The 17,827-nt window shown below is 75.5% G+C and carries 14 protein-coding genes; 10 read left to right on the top strand and 4 right to left on the bottom strand.

What is annotated here, in order from left to right:
* Nucleotides 1-102 precede the first annotated feature (102 nt).
* Nucleotides 103-2,043, top strand: coding sequence for a gamma-glutamyltransferase (gene ggt, locus ACZCLJ_RS11805; RefSeq protein WP_463103825.1), 1,941 nt, complete (start codon nt 103-105; stop codon nt 2,041-2,043).
* Nucleotides 2,044-2,064: 21 nt separating this feature from the next.
* Here ggt and ACZCLJ_RS11810 read toward each other — a convergent pair whose 3' ends face one another.
* Nucleotides 2,065-3,429, bottom strand: coding sequence for a glutamyl-tRNA reductase (locus ACZCLJ_RS11810; protein ID WP_463103826.1), 1,365 nt, complete (start codon nt 3,427-3,429; stop codon nt 2,065-2,067).
* Nucleotides 3,430-3,479: 50 nt separating this feature from the next.
* Between ACZCLJ_RS11810 and hemE the strand changes: the two genes are divergently transcribed.
* From hemE to hemL, 6 genes are all read left to right on the top strand, one after another.
* Nucleotides 3,480-4,622, top strand: a complete 1,143-nt coding sequence (gene hemE / locus ACZCLJ_RS11815; protein WP_251152074.1) for a uroporphyrinogen decarboxylase — start codon at nt 3,480-3,482, stop codon at nt 4,620-4,622.
* Nucleotides 4,619-6,076 carry a protoporphyrinogen/coproporphyrinogen oxidase gene (locus ACZCLJ_RS11820; RefSeq protein ID WP_463103827.1) on the top strand — a complete coding sequence of 486 codons (1,458 nt, stop codon included), beginning with the start codon at nt 4,619-4,621 and terminating at the stop codon, nt 6,074-6,076. Before hemE ends, ACZCLJ_RS11820 begins: the two co-directional genes overlap by 4 nt.
* A gap of 167 nt (nt 6,077-6,243) precedes the next feature.
* Entirely contained in the window at nt 6,244-7,380 is a 1,137-nt protein-coding gene (gene hemC, locus ACZCLJ_RS11825; protein ID WP_463103828.1) for a hydroxymethylbilane synthase, read from the top strand.
* Complete coding sequence (locus ACZCLJ_RS11830; protein WP_463103829.1) at nt 7,377-8,363, top strand: uroporphyrinogen-III synthase; 987 nt, start codon at nt 7,377-7,379, stop codon at nt 8,361-8,363. The genes hemC and ACZCLJ_RS11830 overlap by 4 nt, the downstream gene beginning before the upstream one ends.
* 85 nt (nt 8,364-8,448) lie before the next feature.
* A complete protein-coding gene (gene hemB / locus ACZCLJ_RS11835; protein WP_463103830.1) occupies nt 8,449-9,507 on the top strand; it encodes a porphobilinogen synthase in 1,059 nt (352 codons plus the stop codon).
* Nucleotides 9,507-10,910: a glutamate-1-semialdehyde 2,1-aminomutase gene (gene hemL, locus ACZCLJ_RS11840; RefSeq protein WP_463103831.1), complete on the top strand. Its 1,404-nt coding sequence runs from the start codon at nt 9,507-9,509 to the stop codon at nt 10,908-10,910. The genes hemB and hemL overlap by 1 nt, the downstream gene beginning before the upstream one ends.
* Before the next feature lie 210 nt (nt 10,911-11,120).
* Here hemL and ACZCLJ_RS11845 read toward each other — a convergent pair whose 3' ends face one another.
* From ACZCLJ_RS11845 to ACZCLJ_RS11855, 3 genes are all read right to left on the bottom strand, one after another.
* A complete protein-coding gene (locus ACZCLJ_RS11845) occupies nt 11,121-11,720 on the bottom strand; it encodes an HdeD family acid-resistance protein (RefSeq protein ID WP_251152070.1) in 600 nt (199 codons plus the stop codon).
* A gap of 157 nt (nt 11,721-11,877) precedes the next feature.
* Nucleotides 11,878-12,993: a DUF2330 domain-containing protein gene (locus ACZCLJ_RS11850; protein ID WP_463103832.1), complete on the bottom strand. Its 1,116-nt coding sequence runs from the start codon at nt 12,991-12,993 to the stop codon at nt 11,878-11,880.
* A 76-nt stretch (nt 12,994-13,069) separates the two neighbouring features.
* Nucleotides 13,070-13,552, bottom strand: coding sequence for a hypothetical protein (locus ACZCLJ_RS11855; RefSeq protein ID WP_251152068.1), 483 nt, complete (start codon nt 13,550-13,552; stop codon nt 13,070-13,072).
* A 178-nt stretch (nt 13,553-13,730) separates the two neighbouring features.
* Here ACZCLJ_RS11855 and ACZCLJ_RS11860 point away from each other — a divergent pair, with 178 nt between their 5' ends.
* The 3 genes from ACZCLJ_RS11860 to ACZCLJ_RS11870 all read left to right on the top strand — a co-directional run bounded on the left by ACZCLJ_RS11860 (nt 13,731) and on the right by ACZCLJ_RS11870 (nt 17,789).
* The gene (locus tag ACZCLJ_RS11860; protein WP_285821129.1) at nt 13,731-14,072 is read left to right on the top strand and encodes a metal-sensitive transcriptional regulator; all 342 of its coding nucleotides are present in this window, start codon (nt 13,731-13,733) and stop codon (nt 14,070-14,072) included.
* 108 nt (nt 14,073-14,180) lie between these two features.
* Nucleotides 14,181-14,543, top strand: coding sequence for a heavy-metal-associated domain-containing protein (locus tag ACZCLJ_RS11865; RefSeq protein WP_251152067.1), 363 nt, complete (start codon nt 14,181-14,183; stop codon nt 14,541-14,543).
* Between the two features lie 279 nt (nt 14,544-14,822).
* A complete protein-coding gene (locus ACZCLJ_RS11870) occupies nt 14,823-17,789 on the top strand; it encodes a heavy metal translocating P-type ATPase (protein WP_463103833.1) in 2,967 nt (988 codons plus the stop codon).
* Nucleotides 17,790-17,827: the final 38 nt, after the last annotated feature.

The following is a 17,827-nucleotide window of genomic DNA, read 5'->3' on the forward strand; positions in this document are numbered from 1 at the left end:
ACTCGCGCCGGACCGCCCGTGGGGGAGGGCTCAGCGCGCGAGGTCCGCCGCCCTGCGCGACGGTGGGGGATGAGGATCCCTGCTCACCGAGGGAAGACGACCATGGACCACCGCAGCTCCGTCCGTCCCGGCTCCTGTAGCTCCGGCCACCGCAGTACCGGTCGGGCTCGTCCCGGCGCCCGAGCCATCGCCGCGGTCGCCGCCGTGACGCTCGCCGCGACGACCGCCGTCGCCGGCAGCGCCTCCGCGACCACCGACGATGCCGGCCACGGCACCGACAGCCGATCGCACGGGGGGTGGCACGGCGGGTGGCATGACCGGTGGGAGAAGGTCCCGACCGCCGTCGGGTACGGGGGTGCCGTCAGCACCGTCGACCCGGAGGCCAGCCGGGTGGGTCTCGACGTGCTGCGTCGCGGCGGGAACGCCGTCGACGCCGCCGTGGCCACCGCGGCCGCCCTCGGCGTCACCGAGCCGTACAGCGCCGGGATCGGGGGCGGCGGCTTCTTCCTGCACTACGACGCGGGGACGGGCGCGGTGTCCACGATCGACGGGCGTGAGACGGCGCCGGCGGACATGCCGCGCGACGCGTTCATCGACCCGGAGACGAACGCGCCCTACCCGTTCACCCCGGAGCTCGTCACCAGCGGCGTCTCCGTCGGCACGCCCGGCACGCCGGCCACATGGGAGACCGCGCTGGACGAGTGGGGGACCTACTCGCTGGGCAAGGCGTTGCAGCCCGCCACCGCGCTCGCCCTGCGCGGCTTCGTCGTCGACGAGACGTTCCGCCAGCAGACGCTCGACAACGCCGAGCGCTTCGCCGCCTTCCCCGCGTCGGCCGAGCTGTTCCTGCCGCGCGGCGACGCCCCGCGCGTGGGGACCCGGTTCCGCAACGTCGACCTCGCGAAGACGTACACCCTGCTCGCGCTGCGCGGCACCGACGCCTTCTACGAGGGACGCCTCGCCCGCGAGATGGTCCGCGCCGTGCAGGACCCGCAGACCAGCCCGGACACCGACCTGCCCGTGCCGCCCGGATACCTCGAACTCGACGACCTCGACGACTACGAGGCCCTGGTGCAGGACCCGACCGTCTCCGACTACCGCGGGTACGACGTCTACGGCATGGCGCCACCGTCGAGCGGCGGCTCCACCGTGGGCGAGGCGCTGAACATCCTGGAGACGTTCGACCTCGCCGGCATGTCGGACAGCGCGTACCTGCACCACTACCTCGAGGCCAGCGCCCTCGCGTTCGCCGACCGCGGCGCGTACCTGGGCGACGCTGCGTTCGTCGACGTCCCGCTCGACACCCTGCTCTCCGACGAGTTCGCGGCCTCTCGCGCGTGCCTCGTCGACCCGGAGGCCGCCGCGCCCAAGCCCGTCGCGGCCGGCGACGTCGACGCGTTCGACGCCGCGTGCGGCGAGACGGCCGCTCCGCACCGCGACGACACGGAGAACGTCTCGACGACGAACCTCACCGTCGTGGACCGGTGGGGAGACGTCGTCGAGTACACGCTGACGATCGAGCAGACCGGCGGGTCCGGGATGGTCGTGCCCGGCCGCGGGTTCCTGCTCAACAACGAGCTCACCGACTTCTCGACCGTGTGGGACGCCGACGACCCGAACCGCATCGAGCCCGGCAAGCGACCGCGCTCGTCGATGGCACCGACACTCGTCCTGCGCGACGGCGAGCCCGTGCTGGCGCTCGGCTCCCCCGGCGGGTCGACCATCGTCACCACGGTGCTGCAGACGTTGACCAACCACCTCGACCGGGGCATGCCGATCGACGAGGCGCTCGCCGCGCCGCGCGCCACCCAGCGCAACACCGCGGACGTCATCGCCGAGCCGGAGTTCATCCAGACATACGGCCCGGGGCTCGAGGCGTACGGCCACACGCTCGTGCCGTCCGGCGACTCGTTCACCTCCGCCGCGGAGATCGGTGCGGCGACGGCGGTGCAGATAGGCCCGGACGGGCTGCTGACCGCCGTCGCCGAGCCGCAGCGCCGCGGTGGAGGCTCGGCGCTGGTGCTGAAGCCGGTCAGGGACTGACTCGCGTCCGCACGACGGCTGTCAGCCGACCTCGGCGTCGGCCTCCGCGATGAGGGCCTCGGCGTCGGCGACGACCCCGCGGACGGCGGCACGCGATGCCTCGACCGCCTCCGCGCGCGCGGCGACGATGGCCCGGTGGAGGTCGGCGTGCACGCGCCGGCGCACGCCGCGCGCCAGCTCCTCGACCTCGTCCTCGCCCGGGTCGTCGCCCTCGGCGCGGCGCAGCGCGACGACGTCGTCGACCTCGGCGCGGATGCGGCGCTCGGCGTCCTGCAGGAGCGCGACGACCGCGGTGTCCGCGGCCCGGCCCAGCCGGGTCTCCTCGAAGGTGCGCGCCGCGTCGTCGACGATCGACCGCGCGTGCGCGACGAGGTCGGACGCGACGGCGGGCGAGCGCGCGGCGAGCGTCGCGAGGTCGTAGAGCAGCACGCCCTCGACGTCGGCGACGTGCGGGTCGACGTCGCGGTGCAGCGCGAGGTCGAGCACGACCGTGGGCCGCGCTCCCGGCTCGTCGCCCGCCGCGACGGCGGCCCGCTCGCGCGCCCGCACGACGGACGCGGCGTCGAGCACGTGCTCGATGGCCTGCTCGCGCCGCGAACCCGCGGCCTCGGCGACGGCACGGCCTCGCGCGCCGCTGCACGAGACGACGAGGTCGGCGTCCTCGAGCGCGGCGACGAGGTCCTCGACCGGCTCGATGCCGCGCGCCGCCGCGAACTCCTCGGCGCGCCCCGACTGCGAGTAGACCCGGACGTCGTCGCACCCGAGCGCGCGCAGCGCGGCGAGGCTGGCGCCCGCGTAGGAGCCGGTGCCGATGAGGACCGTCCGGACCTGGTGCCACGGCGGCAGCTCCGCCGCGGCGAGCTCCAGGCCGAGCGCGACGACCGAGCGCCCGGCGCCCCCGAGTGCCGTCTCGGTGCTCACACGCTTCGACGTGCGCGACGCCGTCTGGAACAGCAGCTCGAGCGTCGAGGACGTCACGCCGTCGGCGTGCGCGGCCTCGAGCGCGCGCTTGACCTGGCCCGCGATCTCCCGCTCGCCGACGACCATCGAGTCGAGTCCCGCGGCGACCGCGAAGAGGTGCTCGACCACCTCGTTGCCGGCGCGCGCACGGAACGACGTCGCCGCCTCGACGGCGTCGACGCCGGAGGCCTCCGCGACGAGCCGGGCGACGTGCTCGGTCGCGTGCCGCACGCCGGGGCCGTCGAGCGGGGCGTCGACGTCGAGGTACAGCTCGAACCGGTTGCAGGTCGCCAGGACCACCGCACCGGTGATGACGTCGCAGGCCGAGACCGCGGAACCGCCGATCGACTGGGCCCCGGTGGACAGTCGTTCCAGGGCGTCGAGGTCGAGCTCGTGGTGGCTGGCCGTGAGAGAGAGAAGAGCCACAGTGCCTCCGATTTAATCATTCCCCCAGGAGAGAGGCAGAATCGGTAGCTGTGATTCCTGTCGCGCTTTCCACCGCCCACCCGCTCCACGACGGCCGCACGGCGAAATCCCCGCTCGTGCGGGCGCTGCGCGCGGGCACCACCGGGGAAAGGCCGGAAATCACACCGGTGTGGTTCATGCGCCAGGCGGGCCGGTCGCTCCCCGAGTACCGCGCGGCGCGCGAGGGCGTGAGCATGCTCGACTCCTGCCTGCGGCCCGACCTGGCGTCGGAGATCACGCTCCAGCCGGTCCGCCGCCACGGCGTCGACGCCGCCATCTTCTTCTCCGACATCGTCGTGCCGCTGCGCCTCGCAGGCGTCGAGGTCGACATCGCGCCGGGCGTCGGCCCGGTCATGGGTCAGGCGTACCGGACGCCCGACGACGTCGCGCGCCTCGTCGAGGCCGAGCTGACGCCCGAGGCCCTCGCGCCGATCACCGAGGCCGTCGGGCTGACGGTGGACGCGCTCGGCAGCACGCCGCTCATCGGCTTCGCCGGCGCGCCGTTCACGCTCGCGGCCTACCTCGTCGAGGGCCGCCCGTCGCGCGACCACCTCGCGGCGCGCGCCCTGCTGCGGTCCGACCCCGAGACGTGGCAGCGCCTCGTGGACTGGGCGGCCGACCTCGCCGGCACGTTCCTGCGCGCGCAGGTCGCCGCGGGGGCCAGCGCCGCGCAGCTCTTCGACTCGTGGGCCGGCTCCCTCTCGCTCGAGGACTACGCGCACGGCGCCGCCGGGGCCTCCACCCGCGCCCTGACGCACGTCGCGGACCTCGACGTGCCCGTCGTCCACTTCGGCACCGGGACCGGGCACCTGCTCCCCGCGATGCGCGACGCCGTCGTCGCGGCCGGCGTGCGCGACGTCGTCGTGGGCGTCGACTACCGCACGCCGCTCGACGAGGCCGCGCAGCTGCTCGGTGGCACCGTCCCCGTCCAGGGCAACATCGACCCCGCGCTGCTCGCCGCGCCGTGGGACGTCCTCGAGGCGCACGTGCTCGACGTCCTGCGGCGGGGCGCCGCGGCTCCCGGGCACGTCGCCAACCTCGGTCACGGCGTCCCGCCGGACACGGACCCGACGGTCCTGACGCGCGTCGTGGAGCTCGTCCACTCCGCGGGCGCCGCGGAGCCCGTGCAGGCCTCAGGGGTCGAGGTCCGGTGAGCGCCGCGCCGACGACTCCCCGCTCCCCCGGTCCCGCCGGTCCTCCCGGGCCCGAGGACGTGGACGCGGTCGTCGTCGGCGCCGGGATCGCCGGCCTCACCGCAGCCCGGACGCTGCGCGAGCGCGGGCTGCGCGTCGTCGTGCTGGAGGCCGCCACGACGGCGGGCGGCCCGGTGCGCGGGGCGCACCTGCCCGGCCTGGACGACCTGCGGGTCGACGTCGGCGCGGAGTCCTTCGCCGCCCGCGGCACGGCCGTCGGCGAGCTGGCCCTCGCGCTCGGGCTGAGCGTCGTGGAGCCGTCCGGCGCGTCCGCGTGGGGCTACGCGGCGGGCCGCACGTTCCCGCTCCCGCGCGCCGGGGTCCTCGGCATCCCGGCGCACCCGTGGGCCGCCGACGTGCGGCGGGCCGTGGGTGTCGCAGGCTCGCTCCGCGCCGGCCTCGACCGCGTGCTGCCGCGGCGGTTCACCGACACGGCGACGCTCGAGTCGTTCGCCCGCTCGCGCATGGGGACGCGCGTCACCGAACGGCTCGTCGCACCCGTCGCGGGCGGCGTCCACTCGGCACCGCTCGACCGGCTCGACGTCGACGCCGTCGCGCCCGGCCTGCTCGCCGCGTTCGAGCGCGAGGGGTCGCTCGCCCGCGCCGTCGCGTCGTTGCGGGCGCTCGCGCCGGCCGGCTCGGCGGTGCGCGGTATCGACGGCGGGATGCACCGCCTCGTCGAAGCCCTCGCCGCCGAGGCCGACGTGCGCGTGCGCCACGAGGTCGTGGACCTCGCCCGACGGGACGCCTCGCACCGTCTCGGCGACTGGGTCGTGCGCGCGGTCGGCCCCGACGGACCCGTCGAGCTCGTGGCTGCGCGGCTCGTCGTGACCACCCCCGCGGTCGTCGACGCGCTCGGTCCTCTCGTCGGCGGCCCGGCGGACCTGCTGCCCGACCCCGAGCCGGGCGCGGACGTCCGTCTCGTCACGCTGCTCCTGCGCGCGCCGGAGCTCGACGACGCCCCGCGCGGCACCGGGATGCTCGTCGCACCGCCGCACCGGGACGCCGGGCGCGAGGCGCGTCGCCCCGACATCGAGGCCAAGGCCATGACGCACTCGACCGCGAAGTGGCCGTGGCTGCGCGCGCGGGTGCGCGACGCCGTCGGGCCGGGTCACCACGTGGTGCGGCTCAGCTACGGACGGATGGGGGCGACGACGGAGCCCGACCTGGACCAGGTCGTCGCCGACGCGTCGCGCCTGTTCGGCGTCGACCTGCACGGCCGCGTGCTCGGCCACGTCGTGACCCGGTGGAACGGTGCGCTCCCCCCGCCGACCCCGGCGTACCGGCGCGAGGTCGCGGCGTTCACCGCCCGCGTCGCCGACGTCCCGGGGCTCGGCGTCACCGGCGGGTGGATCGCCGGGACGGGGCTCGCGGCCGTCGTCGGGCACGCACAGGAATGCGCGCGAAACGTGTGAGGCAATCCTCACCGGAATGCACCGGGAATGGGCAAGATGACACATTGTCCGCATCGTCGTGACCGGGCGTCAGGACCGCGTCACTCCGCCGTCGCGGCGGGCGGGGAAATTCTCGGTCGGCGCGGCGCGCATTTCGAGATCGTCGCCGCACGGAGGACACTGAGACCGTGAGCAGCACCCACACGCGCCCCGCGACGGGCCACGACGTGATCCGTGTCGGCACCCGCGGGAGCGCGCTCGCGACCACCCAGACGGGTCACGTCGCGCGACGCCTCGAGGAGCTGACGGGCCGGACGATCGAGACCGTCCGGATCCGCACCGACGGCGACGTGCTGACCGGGTCCCTCGCCCAGATGGGCGGCACGGGCGTCTTCGTCACCGCTCTTCGCGAGGCGCTCCTCGACGGCCGCTGCGACGTCGCGGTGCACTCGCTCAAGGACCTCCCCACGACGCCCGCTCCCGGGCTGACCGTCGTGACGCCCGAGCGCGAGGACCCGCGCGACGCCCTGTGCGCGCGCGACGGCCTGACGATCGCGACCCTCCCGCGTGGCGCGCACGTCGGCACCGGGTCCCCGCGCCGGGCGGCGCAGCTGCGGTCGGTCCGGCCCGACCTCGACGTCGTCGACATCCGCGGCAACGTCGACACGCGCCTGCGCCGGGTCCACGGGGAGGACGCCGACCTCGACGCCGTCGTGCTGGCCTACGCGGGCCTGTCCCGTCTCGGCCGGCTCGACGCCGTCACCGAGGTGATCGACACGACGGTCATGGCGCCCGCGGCCGGGCAGGGCGCGCTCGCCGTCGAGGTCCGCGCGTCCGAGCTCGACGACCCGGTCGTCGCCGAGGCTCTCCACGCCCTCGACCACGAGCCGACGCGCCTCGCCGTCCTCGCGGAGCGGGCCCTGCTCGCGCGCCTCGAGGCGGGCTGCGCGGCTCCGGTCGGCGCCCACGCGCTCGTCGACGGCGGCGAGGTCGCCCTCACGGCGGTCGTCGCGCGCGTCGACGGCGTCGAGCAGCTCACGCACTCCGCGCGGGCCCTGCTGCCCGCGACCGGCGGCGACCTGCGAGCCGCGCGCGACGACGTCGCGCTCCGGCTCGGCGAGCGCGTCGCCGACGCGCTCCTCGCCGACGGCGCCGGGCGTCTCGCGCCTCTCGGGCCGCCTGCCGACGCCGCACGGACCGCGGAGTCCTCGCTCCCCGGCGCCGGTGGCCCTGGCCGGGGCTCGGTGACGGACGCCCCCGACCCGGCGGTCGAGGCGGCGCGCGAACAGCTCCGCGACGGCGGCTACCGCGGGGAGCCCGCGTGAGCCCCGGCCGCCTGCGCGACCCGTCGCGCGGCCCCGCACCCGTCGTCCCGACGCCTCCGCTCGGCCCGTCCGCCCAGCCGCCGGCCCCGGGCCCGTCGTCCGGTCCCGGTGCCGAAACCCGGGTTGAGCGCCCCTCAGCCCCCGGATCGACGCACAACCCGGGGTTCGGCGACCAGTCGGGCCCGCTGACCGACCGGACCGTCCTCGTGCCGCGCGATCCCGAGCGGGCGGCCGCCCTCGCCTCGGCGCTGCGCGCCGCCGGCGCCCGGGTCCTCGTGAGCCCGGCCATCGAGCGCGCCCGCGTCGAGGACACCGCACCCGTGGACGACGCCGTCGCCCGCCTCGCCGACGGCGGCTTCGGCTGGGTCGTGGTCACGAGCGTCAACGCGATCGACGAGCTCGCCGCCGCCGCAGAGCGTCTCGGCACGCCCCTCGGTGACGTCGCGCGCACGGCCCGCTGGGCCGCCGTCGGGCCGGCCACGCGCCGCGCGCTCGAGGCCGCCGGCGTCACGGTCGAGCTGGAACCGGCGGAGAACTCGGCCCGCGGGCTCGTCGCCGCCTTCGAACGCCGGCGCCCAGCCGCGAGCACCGTCCTGCTGCCGCAGGGAGACCTCGCCGCGCCGACGATGGCCGACGGGCTCCGCGACCTCGGTCACGACTCGCACGTCGTCACCGTCTACCGCACGGTCGCGCACGACCTCGCCCCCGAGGCCGTCGCGGCCTGGCGCGCGGGCGAGGTCGACGCCGTCGTGCTCACCTCGGGGAGCGTCGTCCGCGAGATCGCGCGGCAGCTCGGCCCGCGCGACGACGTCGCGGCCGTCGCGATCGGCGAGCCGACGGCCCGGGCGGCGCGCGCCGTCGGGCTGCGGCTCGACGCGGTGGCCGACCGACCGACCGACGACGCGCTCGCCGCCGCGCTCACCACCGTCCTGTCAGGAGCACCGATCACTCCAGCGGCCCCTGGCCCTGACATCCCCCGCTGACCACCACCGTGTCAGGACGACAGGTCACCCCGGTGGTCCCTGACCCTGACACGACCGGCCGACCCACCGACACAGGAGACCCTTCGTGACCCTCTCCCCCGGACACCACCGGCCCCGCCGACTGCGCACGACGCCGCGCCTGCGCCGGCTCGTCGGCGAGACGCGTCTGCACCCGGCCGACCTCGTGCTGCCGCTCTTCGTCAAGGAGGGCCTCGACGCGCCGCACCCCATCTCGTCGATGCCGGGCGTCGTGCAGCACACCGAGGCGACGCTCGCCGACGCGGTGCGCGACGCGGCCCGTGCGGGGATCGGCGGCGTCATGCTCTTCGGCATCCCGGCCGAGCGCGACGCGACCGGGAGCCAGGCGGACGCCGAGGACGGGATCCTGCAGCGCGCGATCCGGCTCTCGCGAGACGTCGTGCGCGAGGTGGAGGCCGCCGACGGCGCCCGTGGTGGTTCGGGCCCTGTCGTCATGGCCGACACGTGCCTCGACGAGTTCACGGACCACGGCCACTGCGGCGTGCTCGCGAGGCGACACGACGGTACGCGCGAGGTCATGGTGGTCGACAACGACGCGACGCTCGAGCGGTACGCGTCGATGGCCGTCGCGCAGGCACGGGCGGGCGCGGACGTCGTCGCGCCGTCGGGCATGATGGACGGCCAGGTGGGCGTGATCCGCGAGGCGCTCGACGCCGCGGGGTACTCCGACGTCGGGATCCTCGCCTACTCGGCGAAGTACGCGAGCGCGTTCTACGGGCCGTTCCGCGAGGCCGTCGACTCGGCGCTGCAGGGGGACCGCCGGACGTACCAGATGGACGCGGGCAACGCGCGGGAGGGTCTGCGCGAGGCGGACCTGGACCTCGCCGAGGGCGCCGACATGGTCATGGTCAAGCCCGCGGGGTCGTACCTCGACGTGCTGGCCGCGGTCGCCGAGATGTCGCCGGTGCCGGTCGCGGCGTACCAGGTGTCGGGCGAGTACGCGATGATCGAGGCCGCCGCGGCGAACGGCTGGATCGACCGCCGCGGCGCGGTCACGGAGTCGGTGCTCGGCATCAAGCGCGCCGGCGCGGACGTGATCCTCACCTACTGGGCCACCGAGATCGCCGGCTGGCTGCGCGACGAGACGTTCGGAGGGACGCGCTGATGACGGAGTCGACCGGGTTCGGGGTCGCTGCGGCCGCACACGCGGAGACCGTGGCGCCGTCCACCACCGCGACGGACAACCACGCCGCGTTCGTGCGCGCGCAGGCCGTGCTGCCGGGCGGCGTGAGCTCGCCCGTGCGCGCGTACGGGTCGGTGGGCGGCGACCCGCGGTTCCTCGCGTCGGCGCGCGGCGCGTACGTGACCGACGTCGCGGGGCGCGAGTACGTCGACCTCGTGTGCTCCTGGGGCCCGGCGCTGCTGGGCCACGCGCACCCGGAGGTGGTCGCCGCGGTGCAGGAGGCGGCGGCACGCGGGCTGTCGTTCGGCGCACCGACGCTCGGCGAGGTCGAGCTGGGCGAGGAGATCCGTCGTCGGGTCCCCGCCGCGGAGCACGTGCGCCTCGTGTCCACGGGCACCGAGGCGACCATGACGGCGATCCGCCTCGCGCGCGGCGTCACGGGTCGCGACGTGATCGTGAAGTTCGCCGGCTGCTACCACGGGCACGTCGACGCGCTGCTCGCGGAGGCGGGCTCCGGCGTCGCCACGCTCGCGCTGCCCGGGTCGGCGGGCGTGACCGAGGCGAGCGCGGCCGAGACGCTCGTGCTCCCCTACAACGACCTCGCGGCGGTCGAGGCGGCGTTCGCGGAGCGCGGTTCGGAGATCGCGGCCGTCATCACGGAGGCGGCGCCCGCGAACATGGGCGTCGTGCCGCCGGCCGAGGGGTTCAACGAGGGTCTGCGGCGCATCACGGCCGCGCACGGGTCGCTGCTCGTCCTCGACGAGGTGCTCACCGGGTTCCGCGTCGGCCCGAGCGGTTGGTGGGGGTTGGAGAACGCGGTGCTGCGGAGCCAGGGAGCGGACGGGTACACGCCCGACCTCTTCACGTTCGGCAAGGTCGTGGGCGGCGGGATGCCCGTCGCCGCGGTCGGCGGCCCGGCGGCGGTCATGGACCAGCTCGCGCCGCTCGGCCCGGTCTACCAGGCGGGCACGCTGTCCGGGAACCCCGTCGCCGTCGCGGCGGGCCTCGCGACGCTGCGCCTGGCCGACGACGCGGTGTACGCGCGCGTGGACGGCGTCGCCTCGGTGCTCTCGAAGGCTGTCGGCGACGCCCTCGACGCCGCGGGCGTGGCGCACCGCGTCCAGCGCGCCGGGTCGCTGTTCTCGGTGTTCTTCGGCGACCTCGCGGCGAGCGCGGGCGTGCGCGACTACGCCCAGGCCCAGGCCCAGGAGTCGTTCCGGTACCGCGCGTTCTTCCACGCGATGCTCGACCAGGGCGTGAACCTGCCGCCGTCGGTGTTCGAGGCGTGGTTCGTCTCCGCCGCGCACGACGACGCGGCGGTCCAGCGGATCGTCGACGCCTTCCCGGCAGCGGCACGCGCCGCGGCGGAGGCCGCACCGGCCTGACGGGCACCGGAGGCGGCGCTGCCGGCCTGACGAGCACGGGCCCCTGGCACCGACACGGAACAGGCACCGCCACGGCACGGTCACCGCGACCGCCGAACACGACCTGGGGGTCGTTATCCGACGGATAACGACCCCCAGGTCATGCTCGGCAGCGCGTCAGGGCGTGCTCGGCAGCGCGTGCTCGTTGGCGCGTGCTCGACGGCGCGAGCGTCAGTAGCCGCGCTGCGCCGCGGTGCCGGCCTGCTTGCCGAGCGAGCGGATCTGGAACCCGAACGCGATGAGCATGACGCCCCAGAGGATGGCGAAGATCGCGAGGATCCACACGATCGAGACGAGCCCGGCGCTCACGTTGAAGAGCACGAGGACACCGAAGACGATGCCGAGGAGGCCGGCGAAGACGCCCCAGCCCCAGCCGCTGCCCGCCACCTTGCGCAGGTCGAGGCTCGCGACGAGCTGGAAGAGCCCGTAGGCCACGGCCCAGAGGCCGACGATCCATGTGAGGACCTCGGCGGTCTTGCCGGGCCAGACCAGCAGCACGATGCCGACCGCGACGCTCAGGACGCCCATCGTCACGAGGAACGCCGTGCCGTTGCCGGTACCGCGGCGACGGATGCCCTCGACGATCTCGACGATGCCGTCGACGATCGTGAAGATGCCGATCACCCAGATGATCGCGGCGGCGGTGATCTCGGGCCACGCGATGGCGACGATGCCGAAGATGATCGCGAGCACGCCGCGCAGCACGGGCCAGTACCAGACCTGCCTGGCCGTCGAGGAGAACGCGGTGAGGATAGGGTCCTGCGTCGTCATGGTGCACCTCTCACGTGGGTGGCAGCGTGGGTGGGTTCGCGTCCCGCCTCGACCTCATGAAACACCCGGGATTCGCCCGTGTCGCGCCGAACCGCGCGTTTCGCCCACAGCCCGCGGACCGGGCGGTGCGCGACGTCGACGGCCACGCTCCGGCCCCTCAGGCGCGGACGGGACGGGGTGCGCGACGGACCGTGCCGGCACGTGCCGACAGGAGTCGGCGACGGGCGGACCAGACGACGAGGGCGGACAGCGCGAGAACCCCGCCGAACGCGAGCACGGGACCGGCGAAGAAGGGACCGATCCGCTTGTCCGCGACGACGGCGTACGTCTGCGAGAACGCGACGTCGGACGCCGCCGGGACGAACGCGAAGTCGGAGACGATCTGCGCGGACGGTTCGGTGAACGTCTGCTCGTGCGCCGTCACGTAGCCGCCGGTCGTGAGGAGCGCGGCGAGCTCGTCGCTCGTCACCGACGCCGGGTCGACGCGGCCGGCGAAGCGGACCTGCGGGGCGGCCAGGTCGGCCGTCGCGTCGGCACGGTCCACGCGCCCGTCCGCGAGGACGTACGTGCGGGTGCGCTGGGTGTCCTGGGCGGCGGCCGACATCCGCATCGGGTACACGAGCGCGTCGCTCGCGAAGGTGACGCGCAGCGGCTGCAGCGTGCCGTCGAACGTGGCCGCCGCCTCGGGGGCGAGGCGCGCGACGACGAACGTCCAGCCATCGGCGACGTACGGGGCGATCGCCCCGCGGATCGACGCCGTGACCTGGAAGCCGCGCTCGGTGAGCCAGGCGTCGAGCGCCGCCCCGTCGGTGGCCGCGAGCGTCGTGACGTCGAGCGGTCCGAGCCGGACCTCGTCGAACACGTCGACGCCGGTCGCCGCGCCCGCACCGTCGGCGGGCGACCCGAACCCGAGCTCGGGCCACCAGCGATGGTCGGAGACGACCGGCCGGGGCGCGGTGATCGTGTCGAGCTCGCGGAACACCGCCGGGTCGGCGAGCGTGACCTCGGCGGGGGCGGGCGTCGGGAGGATGAGGCCGACCTCCGGTGCCTGGGACAGCGTCTCGAGCTCGAGGAGGAGCGTCTGCGTGGTCCCGTCCCACTGGAGGACGGCGGACTCGGAGCTCACCGACGAGTCGTAGGCGGGGGTGTCGACGAGACCGCCGCACGCGCACGCGGACGCGGGCGGTGCCGTCGCGACGAGACCCGCGGCGAGCGCGACCGAGGCGAGAGCCGCACGTGCCCCCCGCCGCGCCGTCGCGGATCGCGTCCCCATGCTGGGAGGCTAGGCCGCGTCGCGGGAGGGCGCCCGGCGGGGGGACGGATCGTGACCCGGCCGTGACCGGACGGCGTCAGCCCGCGGCCGCCTGCACACCGAGGTAGGCGATCGTCCCGAGCACCACGGCCCAGAGCGCCACGGCGACGACCCCCCAGACGAACACCCGCGTGCGCGGCGCGCCGAAGCCGACCATCGCCGCAGCGGTGACGTGGCTGGGCAGCAGGAGCGGCCCGAGCAGGCTGACTCCCGGCACGCCGTAGCGGTCGAAGACGCGACGCATCCGCTGCCGCTTGGGGTTGGTCTCGACCTGGCGGCCCCGGGTCAGGCCGGATCGCGCCGTGCCGATCACCCAGACGACGACCGCGAGCGCGAGGGCGTTGCCGAGCACCGCGGCCGGGATCGCGACGAGCGGGTTGATACCGGCGACGACACCCAGGACCGCGGCGCCCTCGGCCTCGACGAAGGGGACCATGGCGGCGACGAGCACCCCGACCCAGCGGAGCAGGGGCGGCAGGCCGAGCGTGAAGTCCTGCAGGGTGGTGATGATGTCGGTCATGTCGAGCCTCTCGTGTCGTGGTCCCACCACCGTCGCGCGCGGACCGGCCTCGCGGCAGTGCGGCCCGTCATCGGCCCGGGTGCGCCTGTCACGGGCTCGGGGTGACACGTGTCATGCGACATGGCGTGCACATACCCTGAGGGGGTATGATCGGGATGCCCGGCGACGAGGAGAGGCCATGACCGACACCACGACGGACCAGGACGTCCAGCACGAGGAGCACGCGAGCCACGACGGCCCGCACGGCTACGCGTCCGACAAGGAGGCCTACCTCCGGCGCATGCGCCGTATCGAGGGGCAGGTCCGCGGGATCGCCCGCATGATCGACGAGGACGTCTACTGCATCGACATCCTCACGCAGGTCTCAGCCGTAACCAAGGCCCTGCAGGCAGTGAGCATCGGGCTCGTCGAGGACCACCTCGGCCACTGCGTCGTCGACGCGGCTCGTCAGTCCGAGGACGAGGGCGCCGCGAAGGTCAAGGAGGCCGCCGACGCGATCGCCCGCCTCGTCCGCAGCTGAGGCCGCCTCTCCCGGCCACCAGCCCGGCCTGACCAGACCCGGCCAGCACCCGGCCAGCACCGCACCACCCGCACCCGCACGACCACCGCACGACCACCGAGGAGCACCATGAGCACCGTCACCACCCTGGGCGTCACCGGCATGACCTGCAGCCACTGCGTCGCGAGCGTCACGGAAGAGGTCGAGAAGGTCGCCGGCGTCGAGAACGTCAGCATCGAGCTGCACGACGGCGGCACGAGCGAGGTCAGCGTCTTCTCCGACGAGCCCCTCGACGAGAAGGCGCTGCGCGACGCCGTGGACGAGGCGGGCTACGCCGTCGAGTCCGTGGACGTCCAGCAGGACGCCCTCGCCGCCCAGTACGCCGAGCAGGCGCCCGGCAAGCAGGCCGCGCACGACGACGCGACCACGTCCGACGCCGCCGCGACGTCGTTCGCCACACGGACCGCCGACCTGCGCGACCCCTCGGTCTGACCCGGCGGGTCGTCAGCAGCACACCGGCCCCTGCACCGGTCAGGCGCTGACAGCTCGCCCCGGTGCCCGACGGCGGGCCGCACCTCACGCACGACCGTGCGCCCCGCCGTCGGGAGACCGCAGCACCACCCGCGGACCGCCTGCCGACACGTCGCCGCCGCGCGACCCAGGCCCTCCGCGCCGCGCCACCACCTCACCGGAGGCAGGCGCCCGCCGCGACGTCCGCCACCCCGGACCACGCCGGTGACACCGTCACGAACCTGTCGAGGAGTCACCCTCATGTCCCCGCAGTCCCCGCAGTCCCTGGGTGCACCAGCCGCACCCGACGCGACGGCCGCGACGGCCGCGACGGCCGGATCCTCCGCCTTCCCGCCCGCACCCCTCGCGGAGGTCGACCTCGCGATCGAGGGCATGACGTGCGCATCGTGCGTCGCGCGCGTCGAGAAGCGCCTCAACCGCGTCGACGGCGCCACGGCCACGGTCAACCTCCCTCTCGAGAACGCCCACGTCGTCCTCGCGGCCGACGTCTCCGACGCCGACCTCGTCGCGGCCGTCGAGAGGGCCGGCTACACCGCCCGCGTCACGACCCGCCGCGCCCTCGCGCACCCGGACCGCGGTACCACCTCGGCGGACCGCGGCACTACCTCGGCAGACCGCGGCACTACCTCGAAGGACCGCGGTACTACCTCGGCGGACCGCAGCACTACCTCGGGGGAGCACGGTGCTCTCTCGGCAGATCGCGAGGGTGAGCCGACCGCATCAGCCGGGCGCACGCCGTCGGGCACGACGGCCCCGGCCACCACCCGTGGCGAGACGGCGGCGGAGGCGGGGACGGGGGCGGCGTCGGAGGCGAAGGGCGTGGCGGGCCTGGCGGGAGCGACGCGAGGGACGAGCGGCGCGGATGGTAGCCCGAGCCCCGACGCCGCCCCCGTCCGCGCCGGCGGAACCACGGGGGCGGACGCGGAACCGACACGCGACCGGGGCACCGACCTGCTGCGCCGCCTGCGCGTCGCGTCGGTCCTCACGGTCCCGGTCCTCGCGCTGTCGATGATCCCGGCGCTGCAGTTCCCGGGCTGGCAGTGGGTCGTCGCGGCGCTCGCGCTGCCGGTCGTCACGTGGGCGGCGTGGCCGTTCCACCGGGCGGCGTTCCGCGCGGCGCGCCACGGCGCGTCGACGATGGACACGCTCGTGTCGCTCGGCGTGATCGCGGCGTCGCTGTGGTCCCTGTGGGCGCTGCTGCTGGGCGGCGCGGGGGAGATCGGGATGCGCATGCAGCCGACGCTGGTGCCGAGGCGCGACGAGATGGGCCCGCCGGAGCTGTACCTCGAGGTCGCCGCGGTCGTCACGACGTTCCTCCTCGCCGGGCGGTACGCCGAGCACCGGTCGCGGCGCCGCGCGGGCGACGCGCTGCGGTCGCTGCTCGAGCTGGGCGCGAAGGACGCCGAGCGCGTCCTCGTCGGCCCGGACGGCACGCCCCGCACGGGGCCGGACGGCGCGCGCCTCACCGAGCTGGTGCCCATCACGGCGCTCGGCGTCGGGGACGTGTTCGTCGTGCGGCCGGGGGACAAGGTCGCGACGGACGGCGTGGTGCTCGAGGGGTCGAGCGCGGTCGACACGTCGCTCCTCACGGGCGAGCCGGTGCCGGTCGACGTGGCGCCGGGGGACGACGTGACGGGCGCGACTGTGAACACGTCGGGGAGCCTGCTCGTGCGCGCGACGCGCGTGGGCGAGGAGACGACGCTCGCGCAGATCGGGCGGCTCGTGTCGCAGGCGCAGACGGGCAAGGCCCCGGTGCAGCGCCTCGCGGACCGCATCTCGGCGGTGTTCGTCCCGATCGTGCTCGTGCTCGCGGTCGGGACGCTCGTCGGCTGGCTGCTCGCGGGCGCCGGGACGCAGTTCGCGTTCACGGCCGCCGTGGCGGTGCTCATCATCGCGTGCCCGTGCGCGCTGGGGCTCGCGACGCCGACGGCGCTGCTCGTCGGCACGGGCCGCGGCGCGCAGCTCGGCGTGCTCATCAAGGGTCCGGAGATCCTCGAGTCGACACGGCGCGTGGACACGGTCGTGCTCGACAAGACGGGCACCGTCACCCAGGGCGCGATGGCGCTGGAGGCCGTGGTCGCGCCGTCGGGCACACTCGACCTGTCAGGGGTCCAGGACACTCCGGTGACGCAGGGCGCCGACACGGCGCAGGACGCGCTCGACGCGCTGCGTCACGCCGGCGCCGTCGAGGCGCTGAGCGAGCACCCGATCGCCCGGGCGATCGCCGCCGCGGCCCGCGACGTGTCAGGGCCACAGGTCACCGGCGTGTCCTCTCGCCCTGACACGACTCCTGCCTCGTCCGAGCTGTCCGGGCCAGAGGTCACCGGGGCGTCGCCTCGCCCTGACACGGCGGTGGGGGCCGACGGCGTCCGCATCGGCTCGCTGCAGGCGTTCGACTTCCGCAGCACGGCGGGCGGCGGCGTCGAGGCGGTCGTCCGGGCGGCGCACTCGGGCCTCTCGCTCGGGTCCGGTCCAGAGGAGGCACGGTCGGGCGCGGAAGGCTCGCTCAACGCGCGGCGCGTGCTCGTCGGCCAGCCGGCGTGGCTCGCCGGCCAGGGCGTGACGACGTCTCCCCCGCTCCAGGACGCCTTCGCGGACGCCGAGCGCACCGGGGCGAGCGCCGTCGTCGTCGCCTGGGGCGGCACGGCCCGCGCCGTGCTCGTGCTGCGCGACCCGGTGAAGCCGACGTCCGCCGAAGCGGTCGCCGAGCTGAAGGGCCTCGGGTTGCGCCCGTACCTGCTCACGGGCGACGGCGAGGGCGCGGCCCGCGAGGCGGCGCGCGCCGTCGGGATCGCGGAAACCGACGTGATCGCCCGAGTCCTCCCGGACCAGAAGGTCGACGTCGTGGCGCGCCTGCAGCGCGAGGGCCGGGTCGTCGCGATGGTGGGAGACGGCGTGAACGACGCCGCCGCGCTCGCGACCGCGGACCTGGGGCTCGCGATGGGCACGGGCACGGACGTCGCGATCGAGGCGAGCGACCTCACGCTCGTCCGCGGCGACCTGCGGACCGCGGCGACCGCCATCCGGCTCTCGCGCCGGACCCTGCGGATCATCCAGCAGAACCTGTTCTGGGCGTTCGCCTACAACGTCGCGGCCATCCCGCTCGCGGCCGCCGGCCTGCTCAACCCGATGATCGCCGGCGCCGCGATGGCGGCGAGCTCCGTGCTCGTCGTCGGCAACTCGCTGCGCCTGCGGTCGGCGGGCTGACGAGGCGCCGGAGCGGGGTGCGGGAGGGCGCGCGAGCG

The organism is Cellulosimicrobium sp. So1_17 (genome assembly GCF_055181235.1).